An 18,286-nucleotide genomic window follows, 5' to 3' on the forward strand; every position below is an offset into this window, starting at 1 on the left:
CGTGCGGCCGGTAGGCAGCAAGTACTTCCTCGAGGAGCCGCTCGGACGCGGTGCCACGGGGACCGTGTGGCGAGCCCGCCAGCGGGAGACCGCGGGCGCCGAGGCCGCCGTTCCGGGACAGCCCGGCGAGACCGTCGCGATCAAGGTCCTCAAGGAGGAGCTGGCGAGCGACCCGGACATCGTGATGCGGTTCCTGCGCGAGCGCTCCGTCCTGCTGCGGCTGACCCATCCGAACATCGTGCGGGTGCGCGACCTGGTCGTCGAGGGCGATCTGCTCGCCCTGGTCATGGACCTCGTCGAGGGCCCCGACCTGCACCGCTACCTGCGCGAGAACGGCCCCTTCAGCCCCGTCGGCGCCGCCCTGATCACCGCCCAGATCGCCGACGCGCTCGCCGCCAGCCACGCCGACGGCGTGGTCCACCGCGACCTCAAGCCGGCCAACGTGCTGCTGCGGCAGTACGGCGGCCAGATGCACCCCCTGCTGACCGACTTCGGCATCGCGCGCCTCGCGGACTCGCCGGGCCTGACCCGGACCCAGGAGTTCGTCGGCACGCCCGCGTACGTCGCGCCCGAGTCCGCCGAGGGCCGTCCGCAGACCTCCGCCGTCGACATCTACGGCGCCGGCATCCTGCTGTACGAGCTGGTCACCGGCCGTCCGCCGTTCGCCGGCGGTTCCGCCCTCGAAGTCCTGCACCAGCACCTGAGCGCCGAGCCGCGCCGCCCCTCCACGGTCCCCGACCCGCTGTGGACGGTCATAGAGCGCTGTCTGAGCAAGAACCCGGACCGCCGTCCCAGCGCCGAGAACCTCGCGCGCGGGCTGCGGGTCGTCGCCGAGGGCATCGGCGTGCACGCGAACTCCGCGCAGATCGCCGCGGCGGACAACGTCGGCGCGCTGCTGCTGCCCGACCCCGACCCGGCGGCCGTGCCGGACACCCCCGGCGCCGCCGACCCGACGCAGGTGCTGCCGCACGGCGCGGGTGGCTACGACCCGAACGCCGCGACCAGCTTCCTGCCGCACACCGGCGCCGGTAATCCCGTCGGCGCCGCCGACCCCACCGCCGTACTCCCGAACCGTGGCGCGGCCGATCCGACGGCCGTCATGCCGCCGGTGCCGCCCGGACAGCCGGGACAGGGCCAGTACGGGCAGCAGGGACAGCAGCCCGGCTCGCCCGAGGACCCGCACCCCTGGCAGAACCAGCTGCGCGCGGCCCGGGACCGCAACGAACAGACGCAGGTCCAGTACCTGGACCCGGGCGAGGACCCGCTGCGCCGCCGCCCCCAGCGGCAGGTCGCCAGGCCGCAGCAACAGCAGCCGCCGCAGAGCCGGCAGCGGCCCCAGCAACGCCCGCAGCAGGGCGGTTACGGGCGTCAGCCGCAGCAGCAGCCCCAGCAGTACGCCCCGCAGCAGCAGCCGCAGCGGTACGCGCCCCCGCCGCAGCCCGAGCGCCCCGCGCGCGAGCCCCGGCAGCCGCGGCAGCGCAGCGCCAACCCGATGAAGATCCCGGGTCTGGGCTGCCTCAAGGGGTGCCTGTTCACGATCGTCATCCTGTTCGTCGCGAGCTGGCTGATCTGGGAGCTGAGCCCGCTCCAGGACTGGATCGGCACGGGCAAGAGCTACTGGCAGCAGATCGGGGACATCGTCGACACCGTCAGCGGATGGATCGGAGATCTGGGCGGAAACTCCTCAGGTCAGCAGTAAGTCTGGGGATTTGTCGACACCCGGCGGGTGATTTCCGTCTCCGCGGTGAAGGTTGGCTCATCCGACGCGTAGTTTTATCGGCAACACGCGTCTGTAGGAGCAGCCTTGGCACGGAAGATCGGCAGCCGGTACACCGCCAACCAGATCCTGGGGCGGGGCAGCGCCGGCACGGTGTGGCTGGGCGAGGGACCCGAGGGGCCCGTCGCCGTGAAGCTGCTGCGCGAGGATCTCGCGTCCGACCAGGAGCTCGTCGGACGCTTCGTCCAGGAGCGCACGGCCCTGCTCGGCCTGGACCACCCGCACGTGGTCTCCGTGCGCGACCTCGTCGTCGACGGCAACGACCTCGCGCTCGTCATGGACCTGGTCCGGGGGACCGATCTGCGCACCCGGCTCGACCGGGAGAAGCGGCTCGCCCCCGAGGCGGCGGCCGCGATCGTGGCGGACGTCGCGGACGGCCTGGCCGCGGCGCACGCGGCGGGGGTCGTGCACCGGGACGTGAAGCCGGAGAACATCCTGCTGGACATGCAGGGGCCGCTGGGCCCCGGTGGCGCGCATCCGGCGCTGCTGACCGACTTCGGTGTGGCGAAGCTCATCGACTCGCCCCGGCGCACCCGGGCCACGAAGATCATCGGGACGCCCGACTACCTGGCCCCGGAGATCGTCGAGGGCCTGCCGCCGCGGGCGTCCGTGGACATCTACGCCCTCGCGACCGTCCTGTACGAGCTGCTGGCCGGGTTCACGCCGTTCGGGGGCGGGCACCCCGGGGCGGTGCTGCGACGACATGTGACGGAGACGGTGGTTCCGCTTCCGGGCATCCCCGACGAGCTGTGGCAGCTGATCGTGCAGTGCCTGGCGAAGGCGCCGGCCTCCCGGTTGCGGGCGTCCGAGCTGGGGACGCGGCTGCGGGAGCTGCTGCCGCTGCTGGCCGGGATGCCCCCGCTGGACGTGGACGAGCCGGACACGGAGCAGGAGGAGGAGCAGAGCGCGCAGGACGCGGCCGCGGACTCCTCCAGGGAGCCGGCGCCGTCCGCGCGACCGGCCCGGCGGGGGGCGGTGCCCCTGGTGCCGGGGGCGAAGCCCGCGGACTCCAACCGGGACACGCACACCTCGATGAGGGTGCCCGGTCCCGACGAGCTGGCCGGCGGTGCCCGGGGGACCGCCCGGGTGCCGAGGCCCGCCGGGGCGCCGCGGCCGGGATCCGCGCGGCACCGGGCGACCACGCGGCGGCGGAGGCTGGTCGTGGGCATCGCCGGGCTGGTGCTGGTCGCCGCGGCGGGCGCCGGGATCTGGGCGGCCACCTCGGGCGACGACGCGGGAGCGTCGCCGCAGGACACGAAGAACTCGGCGCCCGCCTCCCCCTGAGGGGGCGGCGCTCCGGGGGACGACCGACGTCGGTTGCCACAGCCGTTAGGCTGGAGGGCGTGGCAGTCGTCGATGTATCCGAAGAGCTCAAGTCCCTCTCCTCGACCATGGAGTCGATCGAGGCCGTTCTGGACCTCGACAAGCTGAGGGCAGACATCGCCGTGCTCGAGGAGCAGGCGGCCGCGCCGTCCCTGTGGGACAACCCGGACGAGGCGCAGAAGATCACCAGCAAGCTGTCCCACCTCCAGGCCGAGGTCAGGAAGGCCGACGCGCTGCGCAGCCGGATCGACGATCTCGCTGTGCTGTTCGAGATGGCCCAGGAGGAGGACGACCCGGACACCCTCGCCGAGGCCGAGTCGGAGCTCACCTCCGTCAAGAAGGCGCTCGACGAGATGGAGGTCCGTACGCTGCTCAGCGGTGAGTACGACTCCCGCGAGGCGCTCGTGAACATCCGCGCCGAGGCCGGTGGCGTCGACGCCGCCGACTTCGCCGAGAAGCTCCAGCGGATGTACCTGCGCTGGGCGGAGCAGCACGGCTACAAGACCGAGATCTACGAGACCTCGTACGCCGAAGAGGCCGGCATCAAGTCGACCACCTTCGCCGTGCAGATCCCGTACGCCTACGGCACCCTCTCCGTGGAGCAGGGGACCCATCGCCTCGTGCGCATCTCGCCCTTCGACAACCAGGGGCGCCGCCAGACCTCCTTCGCGGGCGTCGAGATCCTCCCCGTGGTCGAGCAGACCGACCACATCGAGATCGACGAGTCCGAGCTGCGGGTGGACGTCTACCGTTCGTCCGGTCCCGGCGGTCAGGGCGTCAACACCACCGACTCCGCGGTCCGGTTGACCCACCTCCCCACCGGCATCGTCGTCTCCTGCCAGAACGAACGCTCGCAGATCCAGAACAAGGCGAGCGCGATGAACGTCCTCCAGGCCAAGCTGCTGGAGCGGCGCCGCCAGGAGGAGCAGGCCGCGATGGACGCCCTCAAGGGCGACGGCGGCAACTCCTGGGGCAACCAGATGCGTTCGTACGTCCTGCACCCGTACCAGATGGTCAAGGACCTGCGCACCGACTTCGAGGTCGGCAACCCCGAGGCCGTGTTCAACGGCGAGATCGACGGCTTCCTGGAAGCCGGAATTCGCTGGCGCAAGCAGCAGGAGAAGTAACTTTGTCGACTTGACCGCCGTTCCGCAACTGCCGCCCACCGGGCGGCAGTTTGCTTTATGTCTGGGTTTTACATCACACTCACAGACCGCTTTCCCCGGCAAAGAGCGCTTACCAGGACATCGGGCCCGCAACGGCCTTGACGTTGCTTTGAAAAATGGGAAGGGTGAAGCGCGGCATGCGTATCTCTGGGGCGCATGTGAACCGGGGGACTTGAAGCACAGCTACCTTCCCCCGTCGATCACGGCCCCGAGCGCCGCCTCATTGACGATGAGCTACTGGGGGTAGCAACCACATGACGAAGAAGACGCGGATCCGGATCGCGCGCATAGCCGCCGGTGCCGTGATCGCGGCCGGTGCCTCGCTGACTGCTGCCGGCGCTGCTTCCGCGCTGGAGATCGGCGTGAGCGTGGGCGAGAGCGGTGTCGGCGTGAACGTCGACACCGGCCTCGGCGACGACCCGACCGACCCGGGCACGGAGATTCCGACCGACCCGGGCACCGAGCTCCCCACGGACCCCGGCACGGACGTGCCGACGGACCCGGGGACCACGCCGCCGGTCACCGATGAGCCCACGGACCCGACCGAGGAGCCCACCGAGCCCACCGAGGACCCGACCGACCCGGGCAACGGGAACGGCAATGGGAACGGCAACGGGAATGGCAACGGGAACGGGAACGGCAACGGGAACGGCAACGGCAACGCCGGGGGTGGCAACAGCAACACCAACCCCGACGGCGGTTCCAACACCTCCGCCCAGGAGGAGGGCTCCTCGGCCCTCACCGAGACCGGCACGGACACCACGTCCAACACGTCGGCCCAGGGCAACGGCCAGGAGCTCGCCGAGACCGGTGCCGGTCAGACCGCCTTCCTGGTCATCGGTGCCGCCACGATGATCGCCGGCGGTGTCGGCTTCCGTCTGCTGCCCCGTCTGGCGGGCGGGCGCGGTGGCGCTGCCGCCTGACGCTGACGTCCGGTAGTCGCACACCTGCTCAGCGTGTGCGCACGGTACGACGAAGGGCCCGGAGCGGACACGCTCCGGGCCCTTCGTATGTCCCTCGACCGCCGCCTACACGGTCTGGTGCGCCAGCAGGGCCACCGCCGCGATCAGCACCGCGAGCAGCGCGATCAGCGTCATCGGGTTCAGGCCCGCGAAGAGGTTCTCCTGCTGCAGCCGCTCGCGGTTCGCGCGGCACACATGGCACCGGCCCTCGCTCACGGGTGCCGCGCAGTTTGCGCACACCAGGCGGTCGTACGTCATGCGCGTCACCCTTCTTGCGAAATGCTTTCCACGGGGAGAACGCCTCCGGGTCGGAGAACGTTCCCCTCTCTACTGTGCCAGGTTCCTCCGGGGGTCGCCTGTGCGCTGCCGGAACGCGGTTCCCAGGTGGGCACAAAACCGCCCAAGCGATACGCAACCCGAACCGGCGCCTGCGCTCGCGCACCCGGTTCGCGTATGGTCACGCTCATCTACCCCCGGCCTACCGTGGTGCATCCGTGATCCGATTCGACAACGTATCCAAGGTCTACCCCAAGCAGACCCGCCCCGCACTCAGGGATGTCTCCCTGGAAGTGGAGAAGGGCGAGTTCGTGTTCCTCGTCGGGTCCTCCGGCTCCGGAAAGTCCACCTTCCTGCGGCTGGTGCTCCGCGAGGAGCGGACCAGCCAGGGTCAGGTGCACGTCCTGGGCAAGGACCTCGCGCGCCTGTCCAACTGGAAGGTGCCGCAGATGCGCCGCCAGCTGGGGACGGTGTTCCAGGACTTCCGGCTCCTGCCCAACAAGACGGTCGCCGAGAACGTGGCCTTCGCGCAGGAGGTCATCGGCAAGTCGCGCGGCGAGATCCGCAAGTCCGTGCCGCAGGTGCTCGACCTCGTCGGGCTCGGCGGCAAGGAGGACCGGATGCCCGGTGAGCTGTCCGGCGGTGAGCAGCAGCGCGTGGCCATCGCGCGGGCCTTCGTGAACCGGCCCAAGCTGCTGATCGCCGACGAGCCGACCGGCAACCTCGACCCGCAGACCTCCGTCGGCATCATGAAGCTGCTCGACCGGATCAACCGGACGGGCACGACCGTGCTGATGGCGACGCACGACCAGAACATCGTGGACCAGATGCGCAAGCGCGTCATCGAGCTGGAGAAGGGCCGCCTCGTCCGTGACCAGGCGCGCGGCGTCTACGGCTACCAGCACTGACCGCCGTTCGAAGAGTCCCCGGAAAGGCCTGAAGAAGACGCCATGCGCGCCCAGTTCGTACTCTCCGAGATCGGTGTCGGTCTCCGTCGCAACCTGACGATGACGTTCGCGGTCATCGTCTCCGTCGCCCTGTCGCTCGCCCTGTTCGGCGGGTCGCTCCTGATGAGCGACCAGGTCGGCGCCATGAAGGGCTACTGGTACGACAAGGTCAACGTCTCGATCTTCCTCTGCAACAAGAGCGACGCCGAGTCGGACCCCAACTGCGCCAAGGGCGCGGTGACCGAGGACCAGAAGAAGGACGTCCTGTCCGACCTGAAGAAGATGTCGGTCGTCGAGACGGTCATCCACGAGTCGCAGGACGAGGCGTACAAGCACTACAAGGAGCAGTTCGGCGACTCCCCGCTGGCCGCGTCCCTCACGCCGGACCAGATGCAGGAGTCGTACCGGATCAAGCTGAAGGACCCGGAGAAGTACCAGGTCATCGCGACCGCGTTCAACGGCCGTGACGGCGTGCAGTCCGTGCAGGACCAGAAGGGCATCCTGGACAACCTCTTCACGATGCTGAACCTGATGAACCGGGCCGCGCTCGGCGTCATGGCGCTCATGCTGATCGTCGCCCTGCTGCTGATCGTCAACACGGTGCGCGTCTCGGCGTTCAGCCGTCGGCGGGAGACCGGGATCATGCGGCTGGTGGGCGCGTCCGGGTTCTACATCCAGGCGCCGTTCATCATGGAGGCCGCCGTCGCCGGTGCGATCGGCGGCGGGCTCGCCTGTGTCTTCCTGGTCGTCGGCCGGTACTTCACCGTCGACCACGGCATGGCCCTGGCCACCAAGCTCAACCTGATCAACTTCGTGGGCTGGGACGCCGTCCTCACGAAGCTGCCGCTCATCCTCGCCGCGAGCGTGCTGATGCCCGCGCTGGCCGCGTTCTTCGCGCTGCGCAAGTACCTGAAGGTGTGACACATGCCAAGAGGGCCGTACGGTCAACCGGCCGTGCGGCCCTCTTGCGTTGTCCTAGACTCACCGGCATGTCGGGCCGAGATCTGTTCTGTCAGCCCCGCCGCATCCGCCGCGGGGCGGCCCTGACATTGGTGTTCGCGAGCGTTCTGGTGGCCGGCGCGGCGACCGGCTCCTTTTCCGAGACCGACGCCAACGACCGGAAGTCCTCGTCGGACGCGGCCCGTTCGGCCGCCCCTGCGGGTCATCACGAGGACGTGGCCGAGGCGGCCGAGAAGGCCGTGGCCGACGGCGCGTCCCCCGTGGAGGCCGCCGAGCGCGCCGTCAGCCGCAGCGGGGACCGTTGGGGGGCCGTCTACTCCCGTGGCGAGTACGAGGAGTTCGAGGCGGCCCTCGACGGCCGGTACACCGGCGTCGGCCTGTGGGCACGGCGCGAGCGGGACGGCCGTATCGAGGTGACCCGGGTGAGCTCGGACTCTCCCGCGGCCGCCGCCGGGATCCGTGAGGGCGACCGGCTGCGCAGCGTCGACGGGGAGCGGGTGGACGGGCATCCGGTCACCGAGGTGGTCTCGTTACTGCGCGGTGACGCCAAGGACGCGGCCGCCGGTACGGCGGTCCGGCTCGGCCTGGAGCGCGGCACACACGCGTGGACGAAGACCGTCCGGCGGGCCCGTCTGTCCACGGACTCGGTCGCCGTCCGGGAACTCGCCGGCGGGGTCACCGTGATCAGGATCGACTCGTTCACCAAGGGCGTCGGGGACGAGGTCCGGGACGCCGTGCGGGACGCACCGGCCGGCGGCGGGATCATTCTCGACCTGCGCGGCAACTCCGGCGGCCTGGTCACCGAGGCCGTCACCACCGCGTCCGCCTTCCTCGACGGCGGCCTGGTGGCCACCTACGACGTCGACGGCACGCAGCAGGCGCTGCACGCCGAGCCCGGCGGGGACACGAGCAGGGCGCTGGTCGCGCTGGTCGACGGCGGGACGATGAGCGCGGCGGAGCTGCTCACCGGGGCGCTGCAGGACCGGGGGCGGGCCGTCGTCGTCGGGTCCCGCACCTTCGGCAAGGGCTCGGTGCAGATGCCCAGCCGGCTGCCGGACGGGGCCGTGGCCGAGCTGACCGTGGGGCACTACCGGACTCCGTCGGGGCGAGGGGTGGACGGGCGGGGGATCACGCCTGACCTCGAGGTCGACGAGGGGGCTCTTCGGCAGGCCGAGACGGTGCTTGGGGGACTGGGCGACTAGAGGTTGTCCCTCGGCCGCCGCCGGTGGGGGCTGGTCGCGCAGTTCCCCGCGCCCCCTGGTGGGCTGACCTGACGCCCGTGGATAAGGACTGGTCTCCGCCCCCCTCACTAGTGCGAAAATGGGCAGCACTATGAGCAAGGGAATGTACGTACCGAAGGAGTCCCAGCCGAAGCAGGGCGGCGGGGGCGGCAAGGCCCGGGACGGGGAGAAGGGCGGCAAGCGGAAGCTGGTCGCCCAGAACAAGAAGGCCCGGCACGACTACGCGATCATCGACACCTACGAGGCCGGGATCGTGCTCACGGGTACCGAGGTGAAGTCGCTGCGCCAGGGGCGGACCTCGCTGGCCGACGGGTTCGTCCAGATCGACGGCGGTGAGGCGTGGCTGCACAACGCCCACATCCCCGAGTACAGCCAGGGCAGCTGGACCAACCACTCCGCGCGCCGCAAGCGCAAGCTGCTGCTGCACCGCGAGGAGATCGACAAGCTGGAGACGAAGGCCCAGGAGACGGGTCACACGATCGTGCCCCTCGCCCTGTACTTCACCAATGGCCGCGCCAAGGCCGAGATCGCTCTCGCGCGAGGCAAGAAGGAGTACGACAAGCGGCAGACCCTGCGCGAGAAGCAGGACCGGCGCGAGTCGGACCGCGCGATCGCGGCGGTCAAGCGCAAGGAGCGCGGCCAGTAGGGTGCGGCCGGCCTGGCGCGGCCGCCGGGAATACGGTGGCATCGGCGGGCGTTGGTCACGTACGATGGAGTCAACACCGGCCGAGGTCGGTGGCGCATTGAAAACAAAACATGGGGATGATCGGTTTCGACAGCGGCTGTTGAGGCAGGGGAAGCGTGTCGAGGAAGCGGCAATGATCTCGTAAACCATATGTCGCAACCAATAATCGCCAATTCCAAGAGCGATTCCCGCGTCTTCGCCCTCGCTGCCTAATAAGCAGTGAGCGAAGGCCCTAACGGGTGTCAGCCCGGGAGTGTTCCCGACCCGGATCCTGGCATAATCTAGGGGACTAAACCATTGAGCCCGGTCACGGGGTTCGATGGGAAATCAAACAGTGACTGGGCCCGTCGGCGACTTGTTCGCGTGATCGCCGGGGCCGAGAAAATCGCAGCGAACTGCACACGGAGAAGCCCTGGTTCTGCACCGTTGGACGCGGGTTCGATTCCCGCCATCTCCACTCGCCTCTTCCGGGAGGCAACCCCATGTGGGCGAAGGCCCCGCTGCTTCACGGCAGCGGGGCCTTCGTCATGTCCTGCCGCGCCTGCCCCGTCCTGCCCGGCCTTCACATGTTGCTCACATGTAACCCGGAAAACTCTTGTCCTGCACCCGACATGTATGCCTAAAGTAAACGCCGCGCCGGACGGAGCCGACCACTCCGCCACAGGGCGCGTCGAACGGCGACCGGGGGAACACCGTCGCCACGGGGAGGACAGACCACCATGCCGAGACATCGGCGCTTCATGCATGCCCGCGCGCGCTCCGGGCTTCTCACGCCGCTGCTGACATCCGCCGTCGCGGTGGCTCTGATCGGATCGGTGGCCGTACAGCCCGACCTGATCAGCCGGTACGCGGCCGACGACATGGCACCCGCGGCCGATGTCGGTGACAGCTACGACGGCTTCGACGCCAAGGCCGCCGAAGAGCTCCGCCAGGACCAGTGCCTGCTCGGCGAGACGCTGCGCATGGGCGGCCCGGCCATGTTCGGCGTCGCGCAGGACGGGCTGAACCAGACGCCGGACAAACTGCACACCGCGGCGAACCGGTCGTACTGGGAGACCACTCCGCTGTCGACGGCGTTCAAGCAGGACAGGGACGCCGCCGACAAGGAGGGCTCCGCTCTCTACGACCACATCCGGGACTTCGAGATCTCGGGGCTGCCCACGCCCGGCGGCTTCAAGTCGGTGGCCGACTTCGAGTGGCCGCCCGGGACGAGCGGGGACGACCGCCCGAACTTCTTCCAGCAGACCGGCATCTCCAAGTGGATCTGGGAGCAGTTCTGGAAGAGCGAGGGCGACTTCTACCGCGACCTGACTCCGAAGGCCGACGACGCCACCGTCAAGGCGGTCAAGAGCCTGGGTGACCCGCTGTACGGCGGCGACCCCGACCCGAACGCGCCCAACTGGAATCAGGCGTACGAGGAGCACCAGGCCTACGACGGCCTGGTGAACTGGTCCATGGAGCCGACGGCCGCGGACAACGCCCGGCTCTTCCTCTCGTACGGCGGCTTCCCGCGCACCGCGCCCGAGCCCGGCAGCGTCGAGTACCGCATCGCGGTCGAGGACCTGAAGACCCGGTTCGCGTCCTGCGCCTGGCGCACCCCCGTCGACCCGAACAAGGTGCTCGGCAAGGAGGTCGCCGCCGCGTCCGCCGAGTGGCAGCAGGAGATCGCCGCGCAGGCCACCCCGCGCAACCAGCTCCTGACCGCCAACAAGACCGCCGTCAAGGCGCTGGCCACCGGCTCCAAGGCGCTCGGTGAACTGCTGGGGCTCTCCTGGCGGGCCGACCACCTGGTCCGCTGGCAGGACTACTGGTCGGCCGGCGGCCCCGGCTGGATCGGCACCAGCCCCTTCGTCGTGCACGCCCACGGGGCCACCGACAAGTGTCTCGATGTGGCGGGCGGCAAGAAGGACAACGGCACGCCCGTGCAGATCTACACCTGCAACGGCAGCGTCGGTCAGAAGTGGCAGATCGACGGCGACCGCCTGGTCAACCCCAACTCCGGCAAGTGCCTGACCGTCAAGGGCGGCGCGAGCGCCAACGGGACGGCGGTGCAGATCTCCACGTGCGGCACCGGCGCCTCGCAGAAGTGGGAGTACGGCACCCACGGCACCTCCCGGCTGTACAACCCGGGCACCGGCAACTGCCTCGACCTCGCCGACTACACCAACAGCCGTGACGGCCGGATGTGGGACTGCACCGGCAAGGCGCCGCAGCAGTTCGACGTCGTCCCGTCCGGGCACCAGGGCACCGACGACCTCGACTACCCTACCAAGGCCCAGTTCGACAAGGCGGCCAAGGGAGTCACGGACGCCCAGGCCGCGGCGAAGAAGCAGGTCGACCTGCTCAAGGCCCAGGCCACGACGGCGAAGACGGCTGCCACCACCTCGGACACCGCGTTGACCGCCGCGTACGACATCGCCGACAAGGCCGGTTCCCCGCGCGGCCGGGGCCTGCTCGTCGGACAGCAGAAGGCGCAGGTCACCAAGGCGTCGTCGGCCGCGCTGGACGCGCTCGCCAAGGCCGGTGACACCGCCTACGCGGCCACCCGTGCCGCCGCCGGGGACAGTGCCACCGTCGCCGCCCGCGCGCTGACGCAGGCCGCGCAGTCGAAGGCCGCCTTCCGTACCGCGGCCGCGAACGAGGCCCGGGCCCAGGCGAAGGCCGCCGCCGACGCGGCCGCCGTACAGGCGCAGACCGCCAAGGCCGCCCGCGACCTCGCGAAGGCCAAGCTCGCCGAGACGCAGAAGGCCGAGGCCGACGCGAAGGCGGCGGCCGCCGACGCGCACGCCAAGCGGCTCGCGGCGGAGGCCGAGGCGGCGACGGCGAAGGCGGAGAAGGAGACCGCGGCCGCCAAGCAGGCCGAGGCCGCCCAGCACAAGCAGAACGCGCAGGGGTACGCGCAGACCGCCCAGGAGGCCAAGGGCCGGGCGGAGAGCGCCGAGTCCACGGCCCGTGCCAAGCGGCAGGACGCCGAGGGCGCCCGGGACCGGGCCAAGGGCAAGAGCGATGACGCGTGGGACGCGGAGAGCAAGGCGAACGCGGCCCGCGCCAAGGCCGACGCCAAGGACGCCTACGCCGAGGCCCACGATTCGGATGCCGACGCGAAGGACTCCCGGGCCGCCGCTGACGAGGCGGACAAGGCCGCCGGTGACGCGGAGTCGGCCGCGAGTTCGGCCCGTGCCGAGGCGGACGCGGCCACGCAGGCCGCGGCCGACGCGGACGCTGCCGCGACCCGCGCGGAGGCGGCCGCGAAGCGGGCCCGTTCCGACGCGGACGCGGCCCAGGCTGCCAAGCTGAGGGCGGACGCGGCCGTCCGTACGGCGACCAGCGCGGCCGCCGACGCCATCAAGGCGTCCGAGGCCTCGGCGTCCGCCGCCCGGACCGCGGTCAAGCTGGCCGACGAGGCCGAGAAGCACGCCGCCGACGCCATGAAGCAGGCGGACGCGTCGAAGGCCGAGGCCGCCAAGGCGGTCGCGGGCGCTGCGGACGCGGCCGGGCACGCGTACACCACCGCCCAGGCGGCGGAGGACGCCGGCAACGCGGCCCAGCAGGTCGCCGCCCCGGCCAACGACGCGATCCAGCTGGGCGCGCCGTACGTCACCACCGACTCGGCGGCGGGCCTCGCCGTCCTGTCCGGCCAGTCGTCGAAGACGATCGCCGAGCAGCAGCGGGCGGTCGCCGAGGCGCACGCGGCCAACGCGCAGAAGAACGCGGCCCAGGCGGCGAGCCTCGCGGCCGCTGCCACCGGTGACGCGAAGGCGGCGTACACCCTGGCCGCGGAGGCCGCAGGATTCGCGGCCGACGCCCGCAAGTCGGCGAAGGAAGCGCTCGGTTACGCGGCCGAGGCCGCCCAGTACGCGGCCGACGCCCAGGCTTCCCTCGCCCGTGCCAAGGAGTACGACCGCCAGGCCACCGAGGACGCGGCAGCGGCCGACCAGGCCGCCGACCAGGCCGAGACCTACGCGGTCGACGCCCGCTCCTCCGCCGACCAGGCGGCCCTGGACGCGGAGGCCGCCCGCACGGCCGCCGCGGAGGCCGAACAGTCCGCGAAGGACGCCCGAGCCGCCGCCGACCGTGCGGACGCGGAGGCGACCGCGGCGGAGCAGGCGGCGAAGGACGCGCAGAAGTACGCGGAGTCGGCGCAGCAGGCGGCCGACCAGGCCGCGCGCAATGACGCCAACAGCCAGGTGCAGGCGGGTGCCGGCACCGGGCTCGGCGGGGTGTTCTCCGTCATCGACGACATCAAGCAGCGGGGGGATCCGCAGCGGCTGCCGGACGACTGCTCGCGCCTTCCCTGCGACCTGGTGTACGAGGTGCACTTCGACGCGACCGTCAGCTACTACCTGTGTCTGAACCCCGAGGTGCCCTCCACCGAGTCCGGCTGCCCCGCGGAGGACACGCAGTTCCTGAAGACGAAGACGTTCACGGACCTGAGCAAGAAGGTCAAGATCTCCTCGTGGGAGGCGACCAAGGACCTGTGGAAGGGGCTCTTCGACTCGATCATCGGTGACTTCGTCGGCTGCTACCACAAGGTCACCACGGCCCAGGACGGCGGCAGCTACGGCGACTGCGCCTGGGCCGCCACCTGGCTGCCGCTGGGCGGTCCGATCGCGAAGGTCACCGAGGCGATCCGCGCGGTGGACGCCGCGATGCGCACCGGCATCGGGGTCTCCGACGCCCTGAAGGCGCTGCGGGCCCTGGACGTGGACGCCCGCGCCCTGGCCGCGATCGAGCGCAGCGCACGGACGTACGAGGAGGCACGCACCGCCTGTATCCGCAACAGCTTCCCCGGCGACACCCAGGTGGTCCTCGCCGACGGCAGCCGCAAGGACATCCGTGACGTCCGGTTCGGTGACCGCCTCCTGGCCACCGACCCCGACACCGGAAGCACCCGTGGCGAGCCGGTCACCCAGACCTTCTCGCACCGCTCCGCGGACCTGCTGGACATCACACTGGCGTCCGGCGACGACCTGACGAGCACCTCGGGGCACAAGTTCTTCGTCATCGGCCGGGGTTGGACCCTCGCGTCCGACCTGCGTCCCGGCGACAGCCTGCGCACCCCCGGCGCGAGCCCGCGCACGGTGGCCGCGGTGCTCGACCGCGACGCCTCGGCACCGCAGACCGTGTACGACCTGACTGTGGCCGGACTGCACACGTTCTACGCGGTCGCGGGCGCCACCCCGGTCCTGGTCCACAACTGCAGCGACCTCATCTTCGACGAGGCCAGCTTCCCGGAGCAGGCGCACACTCTCAAGGAACACGTGCGCCCGAACCAGGCGGAGGCGGAGGCCATCGCGCACCGCAAGACGGTCGAGAGCGGCAGGGACACGCCCAACAGCGTGTTCATCGACCAGCAGACCGCGCAGCAGGTCGTCGACTACGCCCTGGCCAACAATGCGAACAAGATCCGCAAGTGGATGGCTGAGAACAAGACGAACGAGCTGACCTGGTCGGGTACCTTCGGGCGGAACAACTCCCTCGGCACGGTCTACTACGACAACGGCCGAGCCGCTCCGAAGGCCACCGGTAACGGCTTCTTCATCAAGCTCGTGAGGGCGCCCAAGGTGGAGGGCCAGGCGAAACACCCGCTGGGCTACTACGTGCAGACCTGCTATCCGAAGTAAGGAGGGTGACCGCCGTGCAGCGCTTCACCGAGTTCGACTTCGGTGTCCCGTGGGTGATGGCCTTCTTTCACCAGGACTGGTCCTACGAGGCGGACAACGCCGCCGAACTCGTCGCACGGCGCCTGCCGGACGAGGCCGGTGAGAACGTCCTGGCGGTGCGCCGCGACGCCCGGACGCTCCTCGACGGCCTGCCGTCGCAGACGCTGGAGGTGTTGTGGACGGCCGGATCGCAGTACGGCCCGAGCTTCCGGCAGACCACGGGAGCCGAGTGGACGCGGACCGTCGTCGAGGTGTGCGACACCTGGCTGTCCGCACGGGCGGAGGTGCCACAGCTCACCGGAGCCGACACGGAGGACGGCCTCGACCACCGGGACGAGGTCGTCGCCGAGATCGAGCCGATGGGGTTCCTGACCGCCGAGGTGCGCCGGGCGCTCGTCGACTGCGCTCACCACTGCACCCCGGACCTGGCGTTGCGGGTCCTGCTGAGGGTGATCGAGTACGCCCCTGACGCGTCGCTGCCCGAGGAGCAGTACAAGCGGCTGGAGGGTCTGGGATCGGCCCTGCACTACGGCGAGTTCGTGGTGCAGAACGTCGAGTTCCTGGTCGCCGGCGACTAGAGCGAGGCCCGAGGGCCCTGCCGTCCACACCCCGTGGAAGGCAGGGCCCTGTTCATGGAACCGTCCGCCGCCCCGTACTCGCCCGCTCCGTCATCCTCGGCGGAACCAGCGTCGACTCCGGTACGGCCGTCCCGTCCAGCTTCTTCATCAGGAGTTCCACGGCCCGCTCGCCCACCTCCGCCGTGGGCAGCGTCACCGAGGTGATCGGGACGCGGACCGACTCGGCGAGTTCGTCGGGGCAGATCGCGGTGACCGACAGGTCGGCGGGGACGCGCAGGCCCAGGTCGGCGAAGGCGTCGACCAGGGGTCCCAGCAGGGCCTCGTTGTGGACGACCACGCCCGTCAGCGCGGGCTGCTCCCGCAGGAGTTGCTCGGCTACCTCGCGGGCCGCGCCCGTCTCGCAGGGGTGGACGCTCGACGACATCCCGCTGCGGTCGGCGGCGGCCGTGAAGCCCTGGACCACGCGTTGGGCGAAGGCCGTGCGGCGCACGTACACCTCCGGCGGGGAGCCGATCAGGGCCACCGAGCGGTGCCCCAGCCGCGCCAGATGCTCCACGCACGCCTCGCCCGCCGCCCTGAAGTCGAGGTCTACGCAGGTCAGGCCCTGCGGGGAGGCGGGGAAGCCGATCAGTACGGTCGGCAGGTCCAGCGTGCGCAGCAACGGCAGCCGGGGGTCGTCCAGTTGGACGTCCATCACGATCAGCGCGTCGACCAGAGCCGTGTCCGCGACCCGGGTCAGCCCGTCCGCGCCCTCCTCCTGGGTCAGCAGCAGCACGTCGTGGTCGTGGCGGCGGGCGGTGGTCACCACGGACACCGCGAACCGCATGACGGTCGGGACGTGGATCCCGGCCCGCAACGGCACCACCAGGGCCAGCACATTGGACCGCCGGCCGGCCAGGGCGCGGGCGCCCGCGTGCGGGCGGTAGCCCAGCTCGCGGATGGCGTCCTCGACCCGTTGCCGGGTCTCCTCGGAGATCGGGCGCTTGCCGCTGAGGGCGTAGGAGACGGTGCTGGGGGAGACCCCGGCCCGCCGCGCGACATCCGTGATCTTCACCATCAGCCCAGCTCCAGGGAGAGAAAGCCGGTCCCGGCCCGCGCCCGCGCCGTCCGGTCGCCCGCGGCAAGCGCCCAGGGCGCCGAGGGTTCGGAGCAGGACGCCCGCAGCGTGTCTCCCTCGCGTACGACGGTGAAGGCGACCTCGCCCACCCGCACCGTGACCTGCTCGCCCCGCCCGAGGCCGTACGCCCGCAGGGTCACCCCGTCGGCGTGGTCGTAGTCGGGCCGGTCGTCCACGGCGCCGACCGGGAGCACCGCGCCCGGCCTGACCAGCAGCGGCACGCTGGTGAAGTCGTGCTGTTCGCGCACCCAGCGCGGCCCGGTCACCGTCTCGCCGGTCACGAAGTGGGTCCAGGTGCCCTCGGGGACGTAGTAGGAGACCTCGCCCTCGTCGTTGAACACCGGCGCGACCAGCAGGTCGGGGCCGAGCATGTACTGCTGCTCCAGGTGCGCGCACCCGGGGTCGTCAGGGAACTCCAGGACCATCGCCCGCATCACCGGCACGCCCTCGGTGTGGGCGGCGCGCGCGGCCTCGTAGAGGTAGGGCATGAGCCGCAGCTTGAGACGGGTGAAGTGCCGCAGTACGTCCACGGACTCCTCGTCGAACAGCCACGGCACCCGGTACGAGGCGCTGCCGTGCAGACGGCTGTGGGAGGAGAGCAGTCCGAAGGCCAGCCAGCGTTTGAAGAGCGCCGGGGTCGGGGTGCCCTCGAAGCCGCCGATGTCGTGGCTCCAGAACCCGAAGCCGGACAGGCCCAGCGACAGGCCCCCGCGCAGCGACTCGGCCATCGACTCGTAGGTCGCCTCGCAGTCGCCGCCCCAGTGCACCGGGAACTGCTGGCTGCCCGCGGTCGCCGAGCGGGCGAAGACCACCGCCTCCTGCTCGCCGCGATGCTTGCGCAGCACGTCGAAGACGGTCCGGTTGTAGAGGTAGGAGTAGTAGTTGTGCATCCGCTCGGGGTCGGAGCCGTCGGACCACTCCACGTCCAGCGGTACCCGCTCGCCGAAGTCGGTCTTGAAGCAGTCCACTCCCTGGGCGAGCAGCGCCTCCAGCTTGGACGCGTACCAGTCGCGGGCGGCCGGGCTGGTGAAGTCGACCAGGGCCATGCCGGGCTGCCACAGGTCCCACTGCCACACGCTGCCGTCGGGGCGCCTGAGCAGATGGCCGAGCGCCTTGCCCTCCGCGAACAGCGGCGAGCGCTGGGCGATGTACGGGTTGATCCACGCGGAGACCCTCAGTCCCCGCGCGTGCAGTCGCGCGAGCATGCCCTCCGGGTCGGGGAAGACCCGCGGGTCCCACTGGAAGTCGCACCAGTTGAACTCGCGCATCCAGAAGCAGTCGAAGTGGAAGACGGACAACGGCAGTTCGCGCTCCCGCATGCCCTCGATGAAGGACGTCACGGTCTCCTCGTCGTACGCCGTCGTGAAGGACGTCGACAGCCACAGGCCGAAGGACCAGGCGGGCGGAAGGGCCGGACGGCCGGTGAGGGCCGTGTACTTGCGGATGATCTCCTTCGGACTCGGGCCGTAGATGACGTAGTACGTCAGCTCCTGGGTCTCCGCGCTGAACTGGACGCGTGACACGGCCTCCGAGCCGACCTCGAAGGAGACCTTGCCCGGGTGGTCGACGAAGACGCCGTAGCCCGCGTCGG

General features: G+C 70.8%; 13 protein-coding genes and 1 other RNA gene. 11 read left to right on the top strand and 3 right to left on the bottom strand.

The annotated features are described in order from the left end of the window. Position 1: 1 nt before the first annotated feature. The 4 genes from AQI94_RS00160 to AQI94_RS00175 all read left to right on the top strand — a co-directional run bounded on the left by AQI94_RS00160 (position 2) and on the right by AQI94_RS00175 (position 5,189). Positions 2-1,699, top strand: a complete 1,698-nt coding sequence (locus AQI94_RS00160; protein WP_031052969.1) for a serine/threonine-protein kinase — start codon at positions 2-4, stop codon at positions 1,697-1,699. A 105-nt stretch (positions 1,700-1,804) separates the two neighbouring features. Further along, positions 1,805-3,061 carry a serine/threonine-protein kinase gene (locus tag AQI94_RS00165; protein WP_062229516.1) on the top strand — a complete coding sequence of 419 codons (1,257 nt, stop codon included), beginning with the start codon at positions 1,805-1,807 and terminating at the stop codon, positions 3,059-3,061. 59 nt (positions 3,062-3,120) lie between these two features. After that, positions 3,121-4,227 carry a peptide chain release factor 2 gene (prfB, locus tag AQI94_RS00170; RefSeq protein WP_020121273.1) on the top strand — a complete coding sequence of 369 codons (1,107 nt, stop codon included), beginning with the start codon at positions 3,121-3,123 and terminating at the stop codon, positions 4,225-4,227. Between the two features lie 293 nt (positions 4,228-4,520). Beyond that, positions 4,521-5,189 (top strand): hypothetical protein, encoded by a 669-nt coding sequence (locus tag AQI94_RS00175; protein WP_031050037.1) that lies wholly within the window; start codon positions 4,521-4,523, stop codon positions 5,187-5,189. Positions 5,190-5,294: 105 nt separating this feature from the next. Here AQI94_RS00175 and AQI94_RS00180 read toward each other — a convergent pair whose 3' ends face one another. After that, positions 5,295-5,486 (bottom strand): hypothetical protein, encoded by a 192-nt coding sequence (locus tag AQI94_RS00180; RefSeq protein ID WP_031050040.1) that lies wholly within the window; start codon positions 5,484-5,486, stop codon positions 5,295-5,297. Between the two features lie 236 nt (positions 5,487-5,722). Between AQI94_RS00180 and ftsE the strand changes: the two genes are divergently transcribed. From ftsE to AQI94_RS00215, 7 genes are all read left to right on the top strand, one after another. Then, positions 5,723-6,412 carry a cell division ATP-binding protein FtsE gene (gene ftsE / locus AQI94_RS00185; protein WP_007382424.1) on the top strand — a complete coding sequence of 230 codons (690 nt, stop codon included), beginning with the start codon at positions 5,723-5,725 and terminating at the stop codon, positions 6,410-6,412. A 42-nt stretch (positions 6,413-6,454) separates the two neighbouring features. Beyond that, complete coding sequence (gene ftsX / locus AQI94_RS00190; protein ID WP_031050043.1) at positions 6,455-7,372, top strand: permease-like cell division protein FtsX; 918 nt, start codon at positions 6,455-6,457, stop codon at positions 7,370-7,372. Positions 7,373-7,440: 68 nt separating this feature from the next. Beyond that, positions 7,441-8,613, top strand: coding sequence for a S41 family peptidase (locus AQI94_RS00195; protein ID WP_199814350.1), 1,173 nt, complete (start codon positions 7,441-7,443; stop codon positions 8,611-8,613). 142 nt (positions 8,614-8,755) lie between these two features. Beyond that, entirely contained in the window at positions 8,756-9,298 is a 543-nt protein-coding gene (smpB, locus tag AQI94_RS00200) for an SsrA-binding protein SmpB (protein WP_007382420.1), read from the top strand. Positions 9,299-9,410: 112 nt separating this feature from the next. Beyond that, positions 9,411-9,797: a transfer-messenger RNA gene (ssrA, locus tag AQI94_RS00205) on the top strand. 259 nt (positions 9,798-10,056) lie between these two features. Continuing rightward, positions 10,057-14,961, top strand: a complete 4,905-nt coding sequence (locus tag AQI94_RS00210) for a ricin-type beta-trefoil lectin domain protein (protein WP_062229517.1) — start codon at positions 10,057-10,059, stop codon at positions 14,959-14,961. A 14-nt stretch (positions 14,962-14,975) separates the two neighbouring features. Beyond that, a complete protein-coding gene (locus AQI94_RS00215) occupies positions 14,976-15,578 on the top strand; it encodes a hypothetical protein (RefSeq protein ID WP_031042672.1) in 603 nt (200 codons plus the stop codon). A 52-nt stretch (positions 15,579-15,630) separates the two neighbouring features. On the opposite strand, the gene AQI94_RS00220 is transcribed toward AQI94_RS00215, so the two are convergent. Then, a complete protein-coding gene (locus AQI94_RS00220) occupies positions 15,631-16,635 on the bottom strand; it encodes a LacI family DNA-binding transcriptional regulator (protein WP_031042671.1) in 1,005 nt (334 codons plus the stop codon). Next, positions 16,635-18,286: alpha-xylosidase (gene yicI, locus AQI94_RS00225; protein WP_062229518.1), on the bottom strand; the 1,652-nt coding region annotated here is incomplete at its 5' end. The genes yicI and AQI94_RS00220, both read right to left, overlap by 1 nt.

Origin of the sequence: Streptomyces pseudovenezuelae (assembly GCF_001513955.1) — a bacterium.
GTDB classification, from domain to species: Bacteria; Actinomycetota; Actinomycetes; order Streptomycetales; family Streptomycetaceae; genus Streptomyces; species Streptomyces pseudovenezuelae.